The organism is Klenkia terrae (genome assembly GCF_037083865.1).
In the GTDB taxonomy this organism is placed as follows: domain Bacteria; phylum Actinomycetota; class Actinomycetes; order Mycobacteriales; family Geodermatophilaceae; genus Klenkia; species Klenkia terrae.
In genome coordinates this window covers 149,484-169,566 of record NZ_JBAPLV010000004.1, presented here as the reverse complement: position 1 = coordinate 169,566, position 20,083 = coordinate 149,484, and the positions used below count along the sequence as shown (strand labels likewise).

Sequence of the window (20,083 nt, the reverse complement as noted above, 5' to 3'; positions counted from 1 at the left end):
GGGGAGACTGGGGCCCATGAGCTCGAAGCCGGATGCCGTCGTCGTCGGAGCCGGACCGAACGGGCTCGCCGCCGCGCTGCGCCTGTCGGCCGCCGGGCTGCAGGTGCAGGTCGTCGAGCGGGCGGACCGGGCCGGCGGCGGGATGCGGACCGAGGAGGTCACCCTCCCCGGGTTCGCCCACGACATCTGCTCCGCGGTGCACCCGATGGGCGTGGCCTCGCCGTTCTTCCGCGAGTTCGACTGGGCCTCGCGCGGGGTGCGCATGCTGCACCCGGAGGTGGCCTACGCCCACCCGCTGGACGGCGGGGACGCCGCGGTGGCCTACCGCTCGCTGGACCGCACCGCGGCGGGGCTCGGTGCCGACGGCGCGGCGTACCACCGGCTGTTCGCCCAGCTGGTCGAGCACGGGGACGACGTCATCGACTTCTTCCTGTCCTCGGCCTTCCGCCGGCTGCCGACCAGCAGCATCCCGGCGATCACCCGGTTCGCGCTCAACGCGCTGCCCAACGTGCGGTGGCTGGCGCACAAGGCCTTCGAGGGTGAGCACGCCCGCGCGCTGATCGGCGGGGCGGCCGCGCACGGCATGCTCGACCTGACCCGCCCGCTCACCGCGGGGCTGGGCCTGGTGCTGTCGATGCTGGCCCACCACCGGGGCTGGCCGCTGCCCGAGGGCGGCACCCAGCGGATGGCCGACGCGATGGTCACCGCGATCGAGCAGCAGGGCGGCACGGTCGAGCTGGGCCACGAGGTCACCGACCTGCGCGAGTTCGACGGCGTCCCGGCGGTGCTGCTGGACACCACGCCCGAGGCGTTCGTGTCCATGGCCGGGGACCGGTTGCCCGGCGGCTACGGGCGCTGGGTGCGGCGCTACCACCACGGCCCCGGCGTCTTCAAGATCGACTGGGCGCTGTCGGACCCGGTGCCCTGGACCAACCCCGACGTCCGCCGGGCCGGGACGGTGCACATCGCCGGCACGCTGGCCGAGACCATCGCCGGCGAGGCCGCGCCGGCTGCCGGGCGGCTGACCGACAAGCCCTACGTGCTCGCCGTCCAGCCCACCGTGGTCGACCCGACCCGGGCGCCCGAGGGCAAGCACGTGTTCTGGGCCTATGTGCACGTGCCGCACGCCTCGACGGTCGACATGACGACCGAGATCGAGGCGCAGGTGGAGCGGTTCGCCCCCGGCTTCCGGGACACGATCCTGGCCCGGGCGACCAAGACCGCACCGCAGATGCAGGACTGGAACCCGAACAACCTCGGCGGGGACATCTCCAACGGCGAGGCGTCGTTGCGGCAGATGCTGCTGCGCCCGGTCCCCCGGTGGAACACCTACTCCACGCCGCTGGACAACGTCTTCCTGGCCTCGGCGGCCACCCCGCCGGGCCCCGCCGTCCACGGCATGTGCGGGGACAACGCGGCCCAGACGGCGCTGCGCAAGGTCTTCGGCGTCCGCGACCTCCCGCCCCTGCGCCCCGCCCCGCCCACCTGACCCTCGGGCTCCCCAGCATCGATCAGGGGGGTGCGCGGAACTCCGTCCTCCCTCACCAGCGCTGGTGGGGGAGGACGGAGTTCGATCAGGTCCCCTGGTCGACGCTGCGGAGGGCGAGGTCCCTAGGCGACGCGGGAGGCGCCGGCGTAGCCGGGCATGTCGACGCTGCTCACGATGACGCCGGTGCTCGAGTTGAGCGCGTTCACGATCTGGCCGTTGCCGATGTAGATGCCCACGTGGCTCACCGGGGAGTAGTAGAAGACCAGGTCACCCGGGAGCAGGGCGGCGCGGTCGACCGGGGTGCCGACGGTGGCCTGGTCAGCGCTGCGGCGGGGCAGCTCGACACCGGCGGCGGCGAAGGACTGCGTGGTCAGGCCGGAGCAGTCGTAGGCGTCCGGGCCGTTGCCGCCGTAGGCGTAGCCCTTGCCGACCTGGGCCATCGCGTGGTCGACGGCGACCTGGGTGGCCGGCGTGGGCGCGACGACGCCCGACGCGGGCGCGGCGGGGGCGGTGACGGCGGCCGGGGCGGCGGACGCCGTCCCCACCGCGCCGGGGGCGAACCCGACGGCGAGGGTCGCGGCGACACCGGTGAGGAACACCTGGCCGGTGCGGCGCAGGCGGGCGGAGCGGGTGGTGGTGAGGGCCATGGAGGAGCAGGCCGTCCTCTCGTGGATCGCCCGCCGGGGGCAGGACCCGGCCGACGCCGCGCGCGGCGGTGGTCGGCCCGGGGGGTCGTGGGGCAGCTGCGCTCCGGCGCATCCTGGATCCCGCGTGCCGCGTGCGGCCGACGGGGAACTGCCCGCTGCGGACCTCGGTGGTGTCCCGGCGGATCCCGGTGGGTCGCTCGACCCGACCGGGGACAGCCACCGTAGGCAGCGTCCCCGGGGGTCCGGCAACCGGTCGTGAGGATGCTCACCCTGCGCAGGACGGCTCACCAGGAGGTCGGCGCCCGGCGGTGGGATCATGGGGGCCATGCAGCCGAACCGCCCCGCTCGACCCGGTCCCACCGACCCCCGCGCCGCCGCGCAGCAGGCCCAGCTGGCCGCCTCGCTGGCCGGCGCGGTCGACCTGGCCGCGGTCAAGGCCCGGTCCGACGCCGCGGCCCGCGCCGCCGCCGCCCCGCCGCCGGCACCGGGTGCACCGGCCGGGGCGCCCGGCGGCACCGTGGTCGACGTCGACGAGGCCACCTTCCAGACCGAGGTCATCGACCGGTCCTTCCAGGTGCCCGTCGTCCTGGACCTGTGGGCCGAGTGGTGCGGGCCCTGCAAGCAGCTGTCCCCGGTGCTGGAGAAGCTCGCCGCCGAGGGCGGCGGAGCGTGGGTGCTGGCCAAGGTCGACGTCGACGCCAACCCCAACCTCGCCCAGGGTCTGCGGGTGCAGGGCATCCCGGCGGTGAAGGCCGTCTGGCAGGGCCAGCTGGTCGCCGAGTTCAGCGGCGCCATCCCGGAGGAGCAGGCCCGGCAGTTCGTCACCGAGCTCGTCGGCGCCACCACCGGTGGCGGGCTGCCCGGGGGTGAGCCGGCCGAGGCCGAGGAGCCCGAGGACCCGCGGCTGGACGCCGCCGAGGCCGCGCTGGACGCCGGTGACCTGGCCGGCGCCGAGGCCGCCTACCAGCAGATCCTGGACGTCGAGCCGGCCCACCCGGTCGCCTCGGTGGCCATCAAGCAGGTGCAGCTGTTCCGCCGCGCCGAGGCCGCCGGACCCAACGCCCTGGTCGAGGCCGACGCCGCGCCCGACGACGTCGCCGCCCAGACCCGGGCGGCGGACTTCCTGCTCGGCACCGGCGACATCGACGGCGCCTTCGGCCGGCTGCTCGACGTCGTCCGCCGCACCGCCGGCGAGGACCGGGACGCCGCCCGCATCCACCTGGTCGAGCTGTTCGGCGTGGTCGGCGACGAGGACCCCCGGGTCGGCGCCGCCCGCCGTCAGCTGTCGGCCGCCCTCTTCTGACACCCGCCGATCCCGGGGACCGCGGTCCCCGGGATCAGCGGATCAGGCCTGCAGGCCGCAGGCGGTGAGGCCGTACAGGAAGCCCTGCCGGAAGACGTCGACCAGCTGGAAGCCGGAGATGCCGAGGTCCGGGAACACCGTCGGGTCCTTGCCGTAGGCCAGCAGGAACTGCACGGCCTCGTCGAAGTCGCCGGGTGACAGCGTGATGCCCACCGGCTGACCGTCCACCTCCGTCGCAACCTCTCCGTACAGCGCAGCGCCGGAGAAGGCCCCGGCCTGGCAGGTGGCCGAGCGGATGGCGTCCTCGTCGTCGGTGGACAGGCCGAGTTGGTCCCGGGCCGCGATGCCGTAGGGGATGGCCACCGCGGTCACCACGGCGTAGTCGCCGATCTCCTCGTAGGCCGGTGCCGCCAGGTCGGTCTGGTCGTAGTAGACGATGTCCTCGTCCGGGCAGAAGCCGGCGTTGGTGTCGGTGTTCATCCCCGCGCACGAGGGCGCCGTGCCGTCGAAGGGCTCGATGGTCGGGGCGACGAAGTCCGTGCCGAGGTCGTCGGGGAACGAGTCGTCGTAGTAGATCGGCAGGGACTGGTCGATGAGGCCGGGGACCTCGTCGAGCGGCAGGTTCCCGTTGTTCTCGTACTCCTGCTCGTCGGTGAACTCGGCCTGGGTGAACACCCGGTCGGACTCGTAGTTGTCCCGGCAGGCCGCGGCCCCGCCGTCGAAGCCGTCCTGGATGGCCGAGACCCGGTCGAAGTACGAGCCGTGCGCCTGGCTGTCCTCGGTGCCGGTGCCCGGGGGGTCGCGCACGATGAAGTACCCGGCCAGCAGGCCGTCGAGTTCGGGGGCCCGGATGGTCTCGTGCATCGCGTTGCCGTCGGCCACCCACTTGGTCCAGGCGCCGGCGAAGCAATCGGCCTGGGTCTCCACGTTGATCGACGTGTCGCCCGCGGGGTAGCCGACCCGGCCCTGCACGGCGTGGCCGAACTCGTGGGCCATGATCAGCGCGGGCAGGAAGCGGCCGTACTGGTCGGCGAGCTCCTGCAGGAAGGCGCGGTCGTAGCTGATCGAGTCCTCGTTGGAGGCGCCGACGTCGGGCGGGCAGTAGAACGCGTTCTGCTCCACCTCCTCGGGCGCGGAGCTGCAGCCGATCTCCCCGCCGGGGTAGAGCGACTCGTCGACGTCACCGGGGTCGACGGAGAAGTAGCCACCGGTCAGCGCCGGGAAGTCCTCGCCGTAGACGTCCGGGAACTGCTGCGCCCAGAAGTCGTTGAGGTCGGCCAGCGCGTTGCGCGCGGTGACGTCGGCCTCGGTCTCGGCCGCCCCGGTGATCGGGAAGTCGGCGGGTGCGACATCGGTGATCGGCGGCTCGGCCGAGGAGGCCTGGCCGGACACCAGCGTGGTGCCGCAGCCGGCCAGCGTCAGCGCCAGGGACAGGATGCCGGCGGTGAGCGCCACCGAGCGGGTCGTGGAGGACATGGACTCCCGTTCTCCTCGGTCCGGCGGTCTCCGAACGGAGTGCACATCATGGCCGACGCTGCGCCCGCGCGCGACGACACCGCGTCCCGCCACCCCGACGGGGGCACGTCCGGTCGGACGTGCCCCCGGGGAGGGGTCAGCCCTCGTGCAGGAACCAGGTGGTCGCCAGCGGCGGTGCGCTGACCGTGGCCGAGAACGGCTGGCCGTGCCAGGGCTCGGGGACGGCGTCCACCCCGCCCAGGTTGCCCACGCCGGAACCGCCGTAGGCCTCGGCGTCGGTGTTGAGCACCTCGCGCCAGCGACCGCCCCGCGGCAGCCCGATCCGGTAGCCCGTGTGCGGGGTGCCGGCGAAGTTGGCCACGCAGGCCAGCGCCTGCCCGCCCTTGCCGTAGCGCAGGAAGCTCAGCACGTTGCCCGCGGAGTCGTTGGCGTCGATCCACTGGAACCCGGCCGGGTCGACGTCCTGGCTCCACAGCGCCTCGTTCTCCTTGTACCGACCGTTGAGGTCGGCCACCAGGGAGAGCACGCCACGGTGCGCCGGGTCGTCCAGGTGCCACCAGTCCAGCGAGCGGGAGTCGGCCCACTCGCCGTCCTGGGCGAACTCCTGGCCCATGAACAGCAGCTGCTTGCCGGGGTGGGCCCACATGTAGGCCAGGTAGGCGCGCACGTTGGCCAGCTGCTGCCACCGGTCACCGGGCATCTTGCGCAGCAGCGAGCCCTTGCCGTAGACGACCTCGTCGTGGCTGATCGGCAGCACGTAGTTCTCGCTGTAGGCGTAGACCAGGGAGAACGTCAGCTGGTTGTGGTGGTAGACGCGGTGCACCGGCTGCTTCTCGACGTAGCCGAGCGAGTCGTGCATCCAGCCCATGTTCCACTTGAAGCCGAAGCCCAGGCCGCCCAGGTAGGTGGGCCGGGTGACGCCGGGCCACGCGGTCGACTCCTCGGCGATGGTCATCACGCCGGGGACCTCGCGGTAGACCGTCGCGTTCATCTCCTGCAGGAAGGCCACGGCCTCCAGGTTCTCCCGGCCGCCGTGGACGTTGGGCGTCCACTCGCCCTCCTTGCGGGAGTAGTCCAGGTAGAGCATCGAGGCCACCGCGTCGACGCGCAGGCCGTCGACGTGGAACTCCTTGCACCAGAACAGCGCGTTGGCGACCAGGAAGTTGCGGACCTCGGAGCGGCCGAAGTCGAAGACGAACGTGCCCCAGTCCATCTGCTCGCCGCGCTGGGGGTCGCCGTGCTCGTAGAGCGCGGTGCCGTCGAAGCGGCCCAGCGACCAGGCGTCCTTGGGGAAGTGCGCCGGCACCCAGTCGATGAGGACGCCGAGGCCGGCCTGGTGGGCCTTGTCCACCAGGTAGCGGAAGTCGTCGGGCACGCCGAACCGCGCCGAGGGCGCGAAGTAGCCGCTGACCTGGTAGCCCCACGACCCGCCGAAGGGGTGCTCGGCGACCGGCATGAACTCCAGGTGGGTGAACCCGGCGTAGACGGCGTACTCGACCAGCTCGTCGGCCAGCTGCCGGTAGGACAGGCCCTGCTTCCAGGACCCGACGTGCACCTCGTAGGCGCTGACCGGGCGCTCGTGCCAGTTGCCCTGCGCACGGTCGGCCAGCCAGTCGTCGTCGCCCCACTCGTAGGTGGACGTCGTGATCACGCTGGCGTTCAGCGGGGGCACCTCGGTGGCGAAGGCCATCGGGTCGCTCTTCTCCCGCCACTCCCCGTCGGCGCCGAGCACGTGGAAGCGGTAGCGCTGGCCCACCTCGGCGCCGGGCACGAACAGCTCCCAGACCCCCGAGGAGCCCAGCGAGCGCATCGGCAGCGCGCGGGCCTGCCACCAGTCGAAGTCACCGGTCACCTTCACGCCGCGGGCGTTGGGCGCCCAGACGGCGAAGGAGACGCCGGAGACGGTGCCGCCGGGGGTGTCGTAGCTGCGCACGTGCGCGCCGAGCACCTCCCACAGCCGCTCGTGCCGACCCTCGCGGATCAGGTGCTGGTCGACCTCGCCCAGGGTGGGCAGCCAGCGGTACGGGTCGTCGGCCAGCACGGTGTTCGTGCCGCCCTGCCCGTCGCCGTAGACGACCTCGACCCGGTAGTCGCCGGGCTGCTGGGGCAGGGTCGCCTCGTAGACCCCGCCGCCGTGCAGCTGGGTGGCGTCGTACCGGCTGCCGTCCTGGTCCACCACGGTCACCGAGACGGCGTCCGGACGCAGCGTGCGCACCGCCCAGCCCTCGCCGACCTGGTGGGTGCCCAGCACGCCGTGCGGGTCGTGAGACCAGCCCTCGACGACGGCCCGGACGGCCTCGCCGTCGACCGGCTCGCCGGCCACCAGGGTCGGCTCCACCGGTGCCGACGACGACGCCGAGCGGGTGCGGCGCGGGGAGGCCACCCCGGCCGGGACGACGGCGGCGTGGTCGTCGGCGGGTGCCGGGTCCTCGCCGGGCGCCGGGTCGGGGGCGGGCTCCTGGGCGGGCTCAGGCTCGGGCGCAGGCGCGGCGTCCGGCGCACCGGCGGGGGCGTCGGCCGGGGCGTCGTCGGCGTCCGGGCTGGTGGACGCCGGGCTCAGGTCCGCCGTCCGGGCCGGGGTGTCCCCGCCGGTGCCGGCGTGGGTGCCGTCCTCGCGGGGCTCGGGGTGGGAGACCTCGGCCGGGTCGTCGTCCGGGGGCTCGGGCTGGGGCGCCGAGGGGGCCGACGGGTTGCCGGGCTCGGCGATCGGGGCCGGGGCGACCACGGGCGTGGCGGTGACGCCGGTCCCGGTCACGCTCGGGCTGTCCCGCTCGGCCTGCTCGAGCTCGGCCTGGAACGCCTCGGTCTTCTCGGTCACCACGCGCTGCAGGTCGTCGGGGTCGAGCGGGTCGTGCGGCTGGTCCTGGGTCGTCATGGGAGCTCCGTCCTGCCTGCGTGCCCGGGGGCACGGATGAATGGGTCGGTCAGCTGCTGGCGAGCCGGGCCAGGGAGGTCAACGGGATCATCAGCCAGTGCGGGCGGTTGCGCGCCTCGTAGACGCACTCGTAGACGGCCTTGTCGGCCTCGAACGCCCGCAGCAGCGGTGACCCGGCGGGGTCGGTGCCGCTGGCCGCGGCGTAGCCGGCGCAGAACGAGCTGCGGTTGCGCTCGGCCCACTCCTGCGCCCGGTAGGCCCGCTGCGGGTCCCCGGGCTGCTCGACCAGCATGTGCCGGGCGGCGTAGTCGAAGGACCGCAGCATCCCGGCGACGTCGCGCAGCGGGGAGTCCAGCTCGCGGCGGGCGGCCAGCGAGCGGGCCGGCTCGCCCTCGAAGTCCAGCACGATCCACCCGGTCGTGGTGCGCAGCACCTGGCCCAGGTGCAGGTCGCCGTGCACCCGCTGGGCGGTGACCGGGGCGGTGAGGTCGGCGACCGCGGCGTACAGCGTGCGCAGGCCCTCGGCGTGCTCGGCCAGCTCCGGGACGATCGCGGTCGCGGCGTCCAACCGGGCGGTGAGCTGGGTGGCCAGCTCGCCGTACCAGTCGGTGCCGACGTCGGCGGTCGGCAGCACCCGGGCCAGGTCGCGGTGCACCGCGGCGGTGGCCTCGCCCAGCCGCTCGGCCTCGCCGGCGAAGTCCCCGCCCACCTCGTCGGCGTGCAGGTCGGCCTCGGCGTAGAGGTCGCGCACGCTGGAGGTGGCCAGCCGCCAGCCGTCGCTGGCGTTGGGCACGAACGCCTGCAGGAAGGCCACCGTGGCCGGCTCCTCGCCCTCGGTCGCGCCCTCGATCTGCACGTGGCCCAGCAGCGGGGCGATGTGCGGGTTCTCCGTCGTCCGGAGGGCGTCGTGCACCTCGACGTCGGGGTTGAGCCCGGGCTCCAGGCGGCGGAACAGCTTCATGATCGCCGTCTCGCCGTAGATCAGCGACGTGTTGGACTGCTCGCCGGAGATGAGGTCGCCGGGGACGCCCTCGGGGATGTACGCCACCCCGGCCGGGTGGAAGTGCAGCGGCCCGACGGTCGAGGCGGCCACCAGGTGGGTCAGCCACGGCACGGTGGCCTCTCGGTCCCGCATGCCGTCGTAGGCGTGGTTGTCCCCGACCGCGCCGACGTAGGCGTGCGCCAGGTCGTCGTCCTGGCTGCTGCGCCAGGACAGCGGGACCAGGTAGGTCTCGGAGACGTCGTCGGTGTAGGTCACGTGCACCCGGTGCACCGACAGGGCGGGGGTGCCCTGGTCCAGGAAGAACCCGTCCTCGGTGACCGAGGCCCAGGTGCGGCCCTTGCCGGCGAACCAGCGCTGGCCGGGCATCCAGTCGGCGAGCAGGTCGGTCAGCGCGCTCATCGGTTGCCCCCCTCGACGCCGAGGCCACCGGTGCCGCCCGGTGGGTCCTCGGTGGACCCGACGACCCCGGCGTCCAGCAGGGACTGGGCGACGCTGGAGCTGGTCGCGGTCTCCCAGGCGTCGTCGTCCTCCTCGGTGGCCGGGGCCGCGGGCTTGGACAGCTCGAACCAGTAGAAGCCGTGGCCGGAGAGCGTGAGCATGTAGGGCAGCACGCCGATCTGCGGGAACTCCACCCGCCCGGTCAGCTCGACCGGGGTGTAGCCCTCGAAGCGGCGCAGGTCCAGCTCGACCGGCTGCGGGAACCGCGACAGGTTGTTGACGCAGAGCACGACGTCGTCGCCGAACTCGCGGACGAACGTGAGCACCGTGGGGTTGCGCGACCCGATCTCGGCGAAGCTGCCGACGCCGAACGTCGGGTGCTCCTTGCGCACCGAGATCAGCGTGCGGGTCCAGTGCAGCAGCGAGTTGGAGTTGCGCAGCTGGCCCTCGACGTTGGTGACCTGGTAGCCGTAGACCGGGTCGGCGACCAGCGGCAGGTGCATCCGCTGCGGGTCGGCGGTGGAGAAGCCGCCGTTGCGGTCCGGGCTCCACTGCATCGGGGTACGGACGCCGTCGCGGTCACCGAGCCAGATGTTGTCGCCCATGCCGATCTCGTCGCCGTAGTACATGACCGGCGACCCGGGCAGGGACAGCAGCAGGGCGGTGAAGAGCTCCAGGGTGTCCAGGTCGTTGTCCAGCAGCGGGGCGAGCCGGCGCCGGATGCCGATGTTGGCCTTCATCCGGGGGTCCTGGGCGTACTCGCCCCACATGTAGTCGCGCTCCTCGTCGGTGACCATCTCCAGGGTCAGCTCGTCGTGGTTGCGCAGGAAGATGCCCCACTGGCAGTTGTCCGGGATCGCCGGCGTCTGGGCCATGATCTCCGAGATCGGGAAGCGCTGCTCCCGCCGGACGGCCATGAACAGCCGCGGCATCACCGGGAAGTGGAAGGCCATCTGGCACTCGTCGCCGTCCTCGCCGAAGTACTCGACGACGTCGGCGGGCCACTGGTTGGCCTCGCACAGCATCACGCGGTCCGGGTACTCCGCGTCGACGACCGAGCGGACCTCCTTGAGGAAGGCGTGGGTCTTGGGCAGGTTCTCGCAGTTGGTGCCCTCCTCCTCGAAGAGGTAGGGCACGGCGTCGAGCCGGAAGCCGTCGATGCCCAGGTCCAGCCAGAACCGCAGGGCGTCGATGATCGCCTCCTGCACCTTCGGGTTCTCGAAGTTCAGGTCGGGCTGGTGGCTGAAGAACCGGTGCCAGAAGTACTGCTTGCGGACCGGGTCGAAGGTCCAGTTCGACACCTCGGTGTCGACGAAGATGATCCGGGCGTCGGCGTACTCGGTGTCGTCGTCGCTCCACACGTAGAAGTCGCCGTAGGGACCCTCGGGGTCGTTGCGGCTGGCCTGGAACCAGGGGTGCTGGTCCGAGGTGTGGTTCATGACGAAGTCGATGATCACGCGCATGCCGCGGCTGTGCGCCTCGGCGACGAGCTCGGTGAAGTCCTCGATGTCGCCGAACTCCGGCAGCACCGCGGTGTAGTCGGCGACGTCGTAGCCGCCGTCGCGCAGCGGGGAGGCGAAGAAGGGGGGCAGCCAGATGCAGTCGACGCCCAGCCACTGCAGGTAGTCGAGCTTGCCGATCATGCCCCGGAGGTCGCCGATGCCGTCGCCGTTGCTGTCGGCGAAGCCGCGGACGAGCACCTCGTAGAAGACGGCGCGCTTATACCACTCCGGGTCGGCGCCGGGGGCGGGGAGACCCGGTCGGGCGGCGTTGGGGACGGGCACGGTCATGGGGAGGTCGGTCCTCGACTCTCGGGGTGTGTGGGGTGGCGGAGGAGGGGGGCGGGCGTCAGCCCAGCGGGGCGTGCCGGGTCACGGTGAAGACGTGCGCGGGCTCGCGGTAGGGGTCCAGCTCGACGTAGTTGAACTGGCCCCACTCGTACTCGGCGCCGGTGATCTGGTCGGTCACGGTGAACCGGTCGGACCACTCCAGGCCCAGGGCGCCCATGTCCAGCGCCGTCGTCCCGATCTGGGTGTGCTGGCTGGACAACGTGACCACGACCAGGACGGCGTCGTCCGAGCCCGGGTCGGTCTTGGAGAACACCAGCAGGTTCTCGTTGTCGATCGGGTGGAACGTCAGCGTGCGCAGCTGCTGCAGCGCGGGGTGCTGGCGGCGGACCTGGTTGAGCCGGGTCAGGTAGGGCGCCAGCGACCGGCCGGCGGCGACGGCACCCTCGTAGTCACGGGGACGGAGCTGGAACTTCTCGGTGTCCAGGTACTCCTCGCTGCCCGGCTTGAGCGCGACGTGCTCGTAGAGCTCGAAGCCGGAGTAGACGCCCCAGGTCGGGCTCATCATCGACGCCAGGACGGCGCGGATCTTGAACATCGGCGGGCCGCCGAACTGCAGCGACGCATGCAGGATGTCCGGGGTGTTCACGAAGAAGTTGGGCCGCATGTAGTGCGCGGTGCCGGCCAGCTCGCGGCCGTACTGCTCGATCTCCCACTTCTCCGTGCGCCAGGTGAAGTAGGTGTAGCTCTGGGTGAACCCGACCCGGGCCAGCTGGTGCATCATCGCCGGCTTGGTGAAGGCCTCGGCCAGGAAGAGGACGTCGGGGTGGCTCTTCTTGACGTCCCAGATGATCCAGTGCCAGAAGTTGATCGCCTTGGTGTGCGGGTTGTCGACGCGGAAGACCTTGACCCCGGCGTCGATCCAGACCTGCAGCACCCGGCGGGCCTCGGCGTAGATGCCGGCCGGGTCGTTGTCGAAGTTGATCGGGTAGATGTCCTGGTACTTCTTCGGCGGGTTCTCCGCGTAGGCGATCGTGCCGTCGGGCTTGGTGGTGAAGAACTCCGGGTGCGAGGTCACCCACGGGTGGTCGGGGGCGGCCTGCAGCGCGAAGTCCAGCGCCACCTCCATCCCCAGCTCCCGGGTGCGGGCGACGAAGGCCTCGAAGTCGGCCATGGTGCCCAGCTCCGGGTGCACCGCGTCGTGCCCGCCGTCGGCGCTGCCGATGGCCCAGGGCGAGCCGACGTCGCCGTCCTCGGTGGTGAGGGTGTTGTTCTTGCCCTTGCGGTTGACCGTGCCGATCGGGTGGATCGGCGGCAGGTAGACGACGTCGAACTCCATCGCCGCGATCGCCGGCAGCCGCTTCGCCGCGTCGGCGAAGGTGCCGTGGGTGGGCCGGCCGTCGACGACGGGGCCCTCCGAGCGGGGGAAGAACTCGTACCAGGAGCCGAACAGCGCGGTGACCCGGTCGACCCACACCTCGTAGCGGGGGGACCGGGTGACCATGCGGCGCACCGGGTACGTGTCGAGCAGGTCGGTCATGGCCGGGGCCAGCGCGGGTGCCAGCCGGGCCGACAGCTCCAGGCCCTCGTCGCGCAGCGCCACCGCGGCCGCGGCGACCGCGCTGCGGTGCTCGCGGGGGACGGTCTTGCCGACCTCGTCGAGCAGCCGTGCGCCTTCTTCCAGGTCGTTGGCCAGGTCCGTCGGGCCCTGGCCGGCCTCGACCTTGACCTCGACGGCGTGGTGCCAGGTGCCGATCGGGTCGTCCCAGGCCTCGACCTGGTAGGTCCACAGGCCCTCGCGGTCGGGGACGACGGTGGCGATCCAGCGGTCGGGCTGGTCGGAGTAGGCGCGCATCCGGCGCAGCGGGGCCTTCGGTGCCCGCTTGCCCGGGGTCGCCGGGGGGCTCCAGACCACGTTGGCGGCCACCGCGTCGTGGCCCTCGCGGAACACGGTGGCGGTGATCGGTACGTGCTCGCCGACGACGGCGCGGGAGGAGAAGCTCCCGCACGCCACGACGGGTTCGATGTCGGTGATGCCCAGACGGAGGTCAGCGCGGCCAGTCACCCCTGTCACGCTATCGGCGCGGGACCCGAAGGGCACATCGACCTGATCACCCCTCCCGGGCCCGTCCACAGGGCCTCCGCGGAGCCCTCGGACCGTCGCCCGGGGCCGCTAGGGTCGGCGCGTGCGAGCTCTCCGACGACTCACCGTCCGCGCAGCGCTCCCCGAGGCGCTGCTCCCTCTGGCCCCGCTGGTCATGAACCTGCGCTGGTCCTGGCACCCCGAGACGCGCGACCTGTTCGAGGCGGTCGACCCCGACCTGTGGGTCACCTGCGGCAACGACCCGGTGCGGGTCCTGGGCGAGGTGTCCGCCGAGCGGCTGGCCGCGCTGGCCAAGGACCGCAAGTTCCTCCGCCGGCTGTCCGACGTGACCGACGACCTGCAGGAGTACCTGGACGCCCCGCACTGGTACCAGTCCCTGGGCGACGCGGCGCCGGCGAGCATCGCCTACTTCTCCGCCGAGTTCGGCATCACCGAGGTGCTGCCGCAGTACTCGGGCGGTCTGGGCATCCTGGCCGGTGACCACCTCAAGGCAGCCTCCGACCTCGGCGTCCCCCTGATCGGCGTGGGCCTGCTCTACCGGGCCGGCTACTTCTCCCAGGGCCTGTCGGCCGACGGCTGGCAGCTCGAGCACTACCCCGCGCTGGACCCGCACGGCCTGCCGGTGAAGCTGCTGCGCGACGCCGACGGCGCCGCGGTGGTCATCGCCGTGCCGCTGCCCGAGGGCCGCACGCTGCACGCCCACGTCTGGCGGGCCCAGGTCGGCCGGGTGTCCCTGCTGCTGCTCGACAGCGACATCGAGGAGAACACCCCCGCCGAGCGCGGTGTCACCGACCGGCTCTACGGCGGCGGCGAGGACCACCGGCTGCGCCAGGAGATGCTGCTGGGCATCGGCGGCGTCCGCGCCGTCCGGGCGTACTGCGCGCTCACCGGCACCCCGCAGCCCGAGGTGTTCCACGCCAACGAGGGCCACGCCGGGTTCCAGGGCATCGAGCGGATCCGCGAGCTCACCGAGTCCCACGGGCTGTCCTTCGCCGAGGCGCTGCAGGCGGTCCGCGGCGGCACCGTCTTCACCACCCACACGCCCGTCCCGGCCGGCATCGACCGCTTCCCGCGGGCCCTGGTCGAGCGGTACTTCGCCGGCTTCGGCGTCGGGGTGCACGACCTGCTCCCGCTGGGCGCCGAGGAGGACCCGACCAAGTTCAACATGGCCCACCTGGGGCTGCGGCTGGGCCAGCGGGCCAACGGCGTGAGCGAGCTGCACGGGCACGTCAGCCGGGACATGTTCGGCTACCTGTGGTCGGGCTTCGACCCCGACGACGTCCCGATCTCCTCGATCACCAACGGCGTGCACGCCGCCACCTGGACCGCCCGCGAGCTCGTCGAGCTGGGCACCCAGACCTCCAGCCAGGGCGACCCGGTGGACGTCGAGGGCCCCGTCCGCTTCGACCAGGTGGACCGGATCGACAGCGGCGAGCTGTGGAGCACCCGCCGCCTGCTGCGCGGCCGGCTGGTCGAGGAGGTCCGCCGCCGGGTCCGCGAGAGCGCGCTGTCCCGCGGCGCGGCCGAGGCCGAGGTCGGCTGGACCGACTCGGTCTTCGACCCCGACGTGCTCACCATCGGCTTCGCCCGCCGGGTGCCCTCCTACAAGCGGCTGACGCTGATGCTGCGCGACCCCGCCCGGCTCAAGGCGCTGCTGCTGGACCCCGAGCGCCCGATCCAGCTGGTCATCGCCGGCAAGAGCCACCCGGCCGACGACGGCGGCAAGCAGCTGATCCAGCAGATGGTGAAGTTCGCCGACGACCCGGAGATCCGGCACCGGATCGCCTTCCTGCCCGGCTACGACATCGGGATGGCCCGCTACCTGTACTGGGGCTGCGACGTCTGGCTGAACAACCCGCTGCGGCCGCTGGAGGCCTGCGGCACCTCGGGCATGAAGTCCGCGCTCAACGGCGGGCTGAACCTGTCCATCAAGGACGGTTGGTGGGACGAGTGGTTCGACGGCCAGAACGGCTGGGCGATCCCGACCGCCGACGGCGTCGAGGACCCCGAGCGGCGCGACGACGTCGAGGCCACCGCGATCTACGACCTGCTGGACAAGCAGGTGCTGCCGCGGTTCTACGAGACCGACCGGGACGGCGTGCCGACCCGCTGGGTCGAGATGGTCAAGCACACCCTCACCGAGCTCGGCCCCAAGGTGCTGGCCAGCCGGATGGTCGCCGACTACGTGGGCAAGCTGTACGTGCCGGCTGCCGGGTCCGCCCGGTCGCTGGCCGAGGGCGGCTACGAGGTCGCCCGGCAGCAGGCGGCCTGGCGGGCGCACGTGGTGAGCAACTGGGGCAGCGTCCGGGTGGCCCACGTGGAGGCCACCGGGGTGGGGGACACCCCGGAGATCGGGTCCACCATCGACCTGCGGGCCGAGGTCGAGCTGCCGGGGCTGGTCCCGGACGACGTGCAGGTGCAGGCCGCCTACGGCCGGGTCGACGACACCGACGGGCTGCACGAGGTCACCGCGGTGGACATGGCGCACGAGACCACCGAGGGCTCCCGGCACTGGTTCACCGCCACCATCCCGCTGGAGCGGACCGGCGCCTTCGGCTACACGGTGCGGGTGCTGCCGTCGTCGCCGGCGCTGGCCACCCCGGCCGAGCTGGGCGTGGTCACCAACGCCTGATGGTCATCCCGGGGCCGGTTCGTCCACCGCCGTCCAGCGGCGGATGGACGGATCGGCCCCGTGGCGACCACCGGGTGAGACTGCCGTGACTGGCGGTGACGAAGGGACCATGTCGATGGTCACGCTCCGGCGTGGCTGACCCGCGTGGCGGCGTCGGACGCGCCGCGCTCATTAGTGTGGCCGGCATGCCCGACCGCTGTGAGGTTCTCCCCGGAGACAACGTCGTCGCCCGCCGTGCCGGTGGCCTGCTGTGGGTGGACGCCCCCGGCTCGCCGGCCCTCGTCGCGACGCTGCACGCCTGCCTCGGGGTCTCCGGCCCCGGCGCCGACCGGGTGCTGACCGCGGTCGCCGGGCAGGTGTCCGCGCTCGCCTCCGGCGGCGCCTCGTTCGCCCTGGTGCTGACCGACTCGGCCGACGGCTCCGGCGCCGGCGTGGCGCTGTGGGCCGGCAAGGGCCAGCCCGCCGTGGACGGCGTCCCGGTCTCCGGTCGCCCGACCGACGGCGGCTGCACCCTGGCCAGCGGCTTCGACCTGGGCTCCAGCCTGTACGTCGGCCCGGGCTCCTCCCCGTCGCCGGTGCCGCCGGGTGTCGCCTTCGACCTGGTCGAGGGCACCGTCCCCGGCAGCGGGGCCACCCTGCAGCTCACCGCGGCCACGCCGGTGTCGGTCGCCGTCCCCGCGCCGCAGGCCGCGCCGGCCGCCGAGCGCTTCACCGCGAGCTCGGACGCGGGCTTCAGCGCCCCGGCCGCCGCCCCGGTCTCCGAGCCGCAGCCGGTCGCCCAGGCCGGTGCGGCCACCGCCTTCTGGGCGCCGGACCCGCCGGCCGCCCCGGTGCTGCGCTTCGACGACGGCATGGTCGTCGACGTCGACAGCGACCTGGTGCTCGGCCGCCGTCCCGACGGCCACGAGCTGGTGACCTCCGGGACCGCCAAGCCGGTGCCGATCGCCGACACCCAGAACGTGCTGTCCTCCGCCCACGCCGCGATCCAGCGGGCCGGCCGCGAGGTCTCCCTGGTCGACCTGGGATCGCTCAACGGCACCCACGTCGCCGGCCCCGAGGCCACCGAGTGGACCCAGCTCGAGCCCGGCGTCGCGCACGCCCTGTCCGACGGCGACCGCCTGCTGCTGGGCTGGACCGTCATCACCTTCGAGCAGCCCGCGGAATGATCTGACGCAACCCCGGTGACCGCGAGGAGGGGGCCCGGAGGGTCCCCGATCGAGGGGCGGAGGGGCTCCGCCCGTCTGGGGCACGGCCGCTGGTGGCGGTGCGATCCGGAGGATCGCAGTGTCACGGCCGGCGGACCACCCGCAGCGCCCACACGCTCCGGCTTGGCATCGTGATCGGGCCCGGCGCCACCACCGCGGGGCGCGGCGGGGCGCCGGTGGGGTACTCGGTGGAGACGACGAACTCGTAGGCGTCGGCCCACGGCGGGCCGGGCAGGTGGACGGTGACCTCGGCCGGCCCGGCGTGCAGGTAGACCAGCCACGAGTCGTCGACGACCGGCCGGCCGCGCTCGTCCCGGGCCCGGATGCCGCGTCCGTCGAGGTACATGCCGATGGTCTGCAGGCCGGTGTCGTACCAGTCCTCCGTGCTGAGCTGGCCGCCGCCGGGGGCGAACCAGGCCAGGTCGCGGGTGCCGCCGGAGCCGGGCACCTCGTGGCCGTCGAAGAAGGCCTCCTGGCGCAGCACCGGGGACTGCCGGCGCAGCGCGATCAGCCGCGAGGCGAAGGTCCAGAGGTCGGCGTCGATGGCGCCCCAGTCCAGCCAGGACAGCTCGTTGTCCTGGCAGTAGGCGTTGTTGTTGCCCTCCTGGGTGCGGCCCAGCTCGTCCCCGGCGGTGAGCATCGGGACACCGGTGGACAGCAGCAGCGTGGTCAGCACGTTGCGCACCTGCCGGGCCCGGACCTCGATCACCGCGGGGTCGTCGCTGGGCCCCTCGACGCCGGCGTTCCAGCCGCGGTTGTGGCTCTCGCCGTCCCGGCCCTCCTCGCCGTTGGCGTCGTTGCGCTTGCGCTCGTAGGTGTAGAGGTCGCGCAGGGTGAAGCCGTCGTGGGCGGTGACGAAGTTGACCGAGGCGAAGGGACGGCGGCCGTCGGAGCGGTACAGGTCGCTGGACCCGGTCAGCCGGTAGGCGAGGTCGCGGACGCCGACGTGCGCCCCGGACCACACGTCGCGCACGGTGTCGCGGTACTTGCCGTTCCACTCGGTCCACAGCGGCGGGAAGTTGCCGACCTGGTAGCCGCCCTCGCCGACGTCCCACGGCTCGGCGATCAGCTTCACCTGGGAGACCACCGGGTCCTGGTGGATCACGTCGAAGAACGCCGACAGGCGGTCCACGTCGTGGAAGGAGCGGGCCAGCGCCGAGGCGAGGTCGAAGCGGAAGCCGTCGACGTGCATCTCGGTGACCCAGTAGCGCAGCGAGTCCATCAGCAGCGCGAGGACCTGCGGACGGCGGACGTCCAGGGTGTTCCCGCAGCCGGTGTAGTCGGTGTAGCGGGCCGGCTCCCCGCCGGCCAGGCGGTAGTAGCCGCTGTTGTCGATGCCCTTGAACGACAGCGTCGGGCCGGTGTGGTCGCCCTCGGCGGTGTGGTTGTAGACCACGTCGAGGATGACCTCGATGCCCGCGGCGTGCAGCGCCTTGACCATGGCCTTGAACTCGGTCACCTGCGCCCCGCCGGTCCCGGCGGAGGAGTAGGCGGCGTGCGGGGCGAAGTAGCCCAGCGTGTTGTAGCCCCAGTAGTTGGTCAGCCCGCGGCGCAGCAGGTGCGGCTCGGAGACGAAGTGGTGCACCGGCAGCAGCTCGACGGCCGTCACGCCCAGGGACACCAGGTGCTCGACGAAGGCCGGGTGGGCCAGCCCCGCGTAGGTGCCGCGCAGGGCGGGGGGGACGTCGGGGTGGCGCATCGTCGCGCCCTTGACGTGCACCTCGTAGATCACGGTGTCCGACCAGGCGGTGCGCGGCGGGGCGTCGCCGGCCCACGGGAACGAGTCGTGGATGACCACCCCGCGCGGCACGAAGGGGGCGGAGTCCAGCGGGTCGGGGGACCCGGCGTCCGGGTGGCCGCCGGCGTAGCCGAACAGCGCCGGGTCCAGGGTCAGCTCGCCGTCCACCGCGCGGGCGTAGGGGTCCAGGAGCAGCTTGGCCGGGTTGTACCGGGCGCCCGAGGAGGGGTCGTAGCCGCCGTGCACCCGGTAGCCGTAGCGCTGGCCGGGCCCGACGCCGGGCAGCCGCCCGTGCCAGACCTGGTGGGTGGTCTCCTGCAGGCGCTGCCGGTGCTCGGTGCCGTCGGGGTCGAACAGGCACAGGTCGACCGCCGAGGCCCCCGCCGTCCACAGCGCGACGTTGGTCCCGGTGCCGTCCCAGTGCGCCCCCAGCGGCGCCGGGCTGCCCGGCCACACCTCGGACGACGGACCAGCTGCTCGATCTGCCATCCCCGCATCGTGCCCGACACCCGGGTGCGCGCCGCGGAGGCGGGCGCCGGGGTTGGTTGGATGGGGGTGTGACGAGCCCTCCGGTGGTCCAGCTCTCCGACGTCGACGTCGTGCGGGGGACGACCCACCTCCTGCGCGGGGTCGACTGGACGGTGCGGGAGGACGAGCGCTGGGTCCTGCTGGGCCCCAACGGCGCCGGCAAGACCACGCTGATGCAGCTGGCCTCGGCGCAGATGCACCCGACCCGGGGCACGGTGGAGCTGCTGGGGGAGACCCTCGGCGCCGTCGACGTCTTCGAGCTGCGCCCCCGCATCGGGCTGACCAGCGCCTCCCTCGCCCAGCGGATCGCCCCGGCCGAGCGGGTTGGCGACGTGGTCGTGTCCGCCGGCTACGCCGTGGTGGGGCGCTGGCGCGAGCGCTACGACATCCACGACCTGACCCGCGCCGGGATGCTCATGGAGCAGTGGGGCGTCGCGCCCTACGCCAACCGGCCCTTCGGCACGCTCAGCGAGGGCGAGCGCAAGCGCACCCAGATCGCCCGGGCGCTGATGACCGACCCCGAGCTGCTGCTGCTCGACGAGCCCGGCGCCGGGCTGGACCTGGGCGGCCGCGAGGACCTGGTCTCCCGGCTGACCGACCTGGCCCGCGACCCGCACGCCCCCGCGCAGGTGCTGGTCACCCACCACGTGGAGGAGATCCCGCCGGGCTACACCCACGCGATGCTGCTGCGCGGCGGCGAGGTGGTGGCGGCCGGCCCGGTGGACGACGTCGTCACCGCCCCGCTGCTCAGCGACACCTTCGGCCTGCCGCTGGCGCTGGGCCGGGTCCGCGGCCGCTACAGCGCCCGCCGCGCCACCGAGAGTTGACGCTGCATACGGTGGGCGGTGACGACGCCGT

The 20,083-nt window shown here is 73.2% G+C and carries 12 protein-coding genes; 5 read left to right on the top strand and 7 right to left on the bottom strand.

What is annotated here, in order from left to right; all coding sequences use genetic code 11:
* Window positions 1-16 precede the first annotated feature (16 nt).
* On the top strand, window positions 17-1,489 hold the full coding sequence (locus UXQ13_RS06290) for a phytoene desaturase family protein (RefSeq protein WP_336391962.1): 1,473 nt from the start codon (window positions 17-19) through the stop codon (window positions 1,487-1,489).
* A gap of 122 nt (window positions 1,490-1,611) precedes the next feature.
* Here the strand turns inward: UXQ13_RS06290 and UXQ13_RS06285 are convergent, their stop codons facing one another.
* Entirely contained in the window at window positions 1,612-2,136 is a 525-nt protein-coding gene (locus tag UXQ13_RS06285; protein WP_225234844.1) for a C40 family peptidase, read from the bottom strand.
* Between the two features lie 325 nt (window positions 2,137-2,461).
* Between UXQ13_RS06285 and UXQ13_RS06280 the strand changes: the two genes are divergently transcribed.
* Complete coding sequence (locus UXQ13_RS06280) at window positions 2,462-3,439, top strand: tetratricopeptide repeat protein (RefSeq protein ID WP_225234845.1); 978 nt, start codon at window positions 2,462-2,464, stop codon at window positions 3,437-3,439.
* Window positions 3,440-3,481: 42 nt separating this feature from the next.
* On the opposite strand, the gene UXQ13_RS06275 is transcribed toward UXQ13_RS06280, so the two are convergent.
* From UXQ13_RS06275 to UXQ13_RS06255, 5 genes are all read right to left on the bottom strand, one after another.
* Complete coding sequence (locus UXQ13_RS06275) at window positions 3,482-4,915, bottom strand: neutral zinc metallopeptidase (protein ID WP_225234846.1); 1,434 nt, start codon at window positions 4,913-4,915, stop codon at window positions 3,482-3,484.
* Between the two features lie 136 nt (window positions 4,916-5,051).
* Window positions 5,052-7,790, bottom strand: a complete 2,739-nt coding sequence (gene glgB, locus UXQ13_RS06270; protein ID WP_336391961.1) for a 1,4-alpha-glucan branching protein GlgB — start codon at window positions 7,788-7,790, stop codon at window positions 5,052-5,054.
* Between the two features lie 49 nt (window positions 7,791-7,839).
* Window positions 7,840-9,192, bottom strand: coding sequence for a maltokinase N-terminal cap-like domain-containing protein (locus UXQ13_RS06265; RefSeq protein WP_336391960.1), 1,353 nt, complete (start codon window positions 9,190-9,192; stop codon window positions 7,840-7,842).
* Window positions 9,189-11,021: a maltose alpha-D-glucosyltransferase gene (gene treS, locus UXQ13_RS06260; protein WP_336391959.1), complete on the bottom strand. Its 1,833-nt coding sequence runs from the start codon at window positions 11,019-11,021 to the stop codon at window positions 9,189-9,191. Before treS ends, UXQ13_RS06265 begins: the two co-directional genes overlap by 4 nt.
* Window positions 11,022-11,079: 58 nt before the next feature.
* Window positions 11,080-13,083, bottom strand: coding sequence for an alpha-1,4-glucan--maltose-1-phosphate maltosyltransferase (locus UXQ13_RS06255; RefSeq protein WP_336391958.1), 2,004 nt, complete (start codon window positions 13,081-13,083; stop codon window positions 11,080-11,082).
* 121 nt (window positions 13,084-13,204) lie between these two features.
* Between UXQ13_RS06255 and glgP the strand changes: the two genes are divergently transcribed.
* Together glgP and UXQ13_RS06245 are read left to right on the top strand one after the other, a co-directional pair.
* A complete protein-coding gene (gene glgP, locus UXQ13_RS06250) occupies window positions 13,205-15,754 on the top strand; it encodes an alpha-glucan family phosphorylase (RefSeq protein WP_336391957.1) in 2,550 nt (849 codons plus the stop codon).
* A 185-nt stretch (window positions 15,755-15,939) separates the two neighbouring features.
* Window positions 15,940-16,920, top strand: a complete 981-nt coding sequence (locus UXQ13_RS06245) for an FHA domain-containing protein (protein ID WP_336391956.1) — start codon at window positions 15,940-15,942, stop codon at window positions 16,918-16,920.
* Window positions 16,921-17,041: 121 nt separating this feature from the next.
* On the opposite strand, the gene glgX is transcribed toward UXQ13_RS06245, so the two are convergent.
* The gene (gene glgX, locus UXQ13_RS06240; RefSeq protein ID WP_225234853.1) at window positions 17,042-19,186 is read right to left on the bottom strand and encodes a glycogen debranching protein GlgX; all 2,145 of its coding nucleotides are present in this window, start codon (window positions 19,184-19,186) and stop codon (window positions 17,042-17,044) included.
* Window positions 19,187-19,254: 68 nt separating this feature from the next.
* On the opposite strand from glgX, the gene UXQ13_RS06235 reads away from it, so the two are divergent.
* The gene (locus UXQ13_RS06235; protein ID WP_336391955.1) at window positions 19,255-20,052 is read left to right on the top strand and encodes an ABC transporter ATP-binding protein; all 798 of its coding nucleotides are present in this window, start codon (window positions 19,255-19,257) and stop codon (window positions 20,050-20,052) included.
* Window positions 20,053-20,083: the final 31 nt, after the last annotated feature.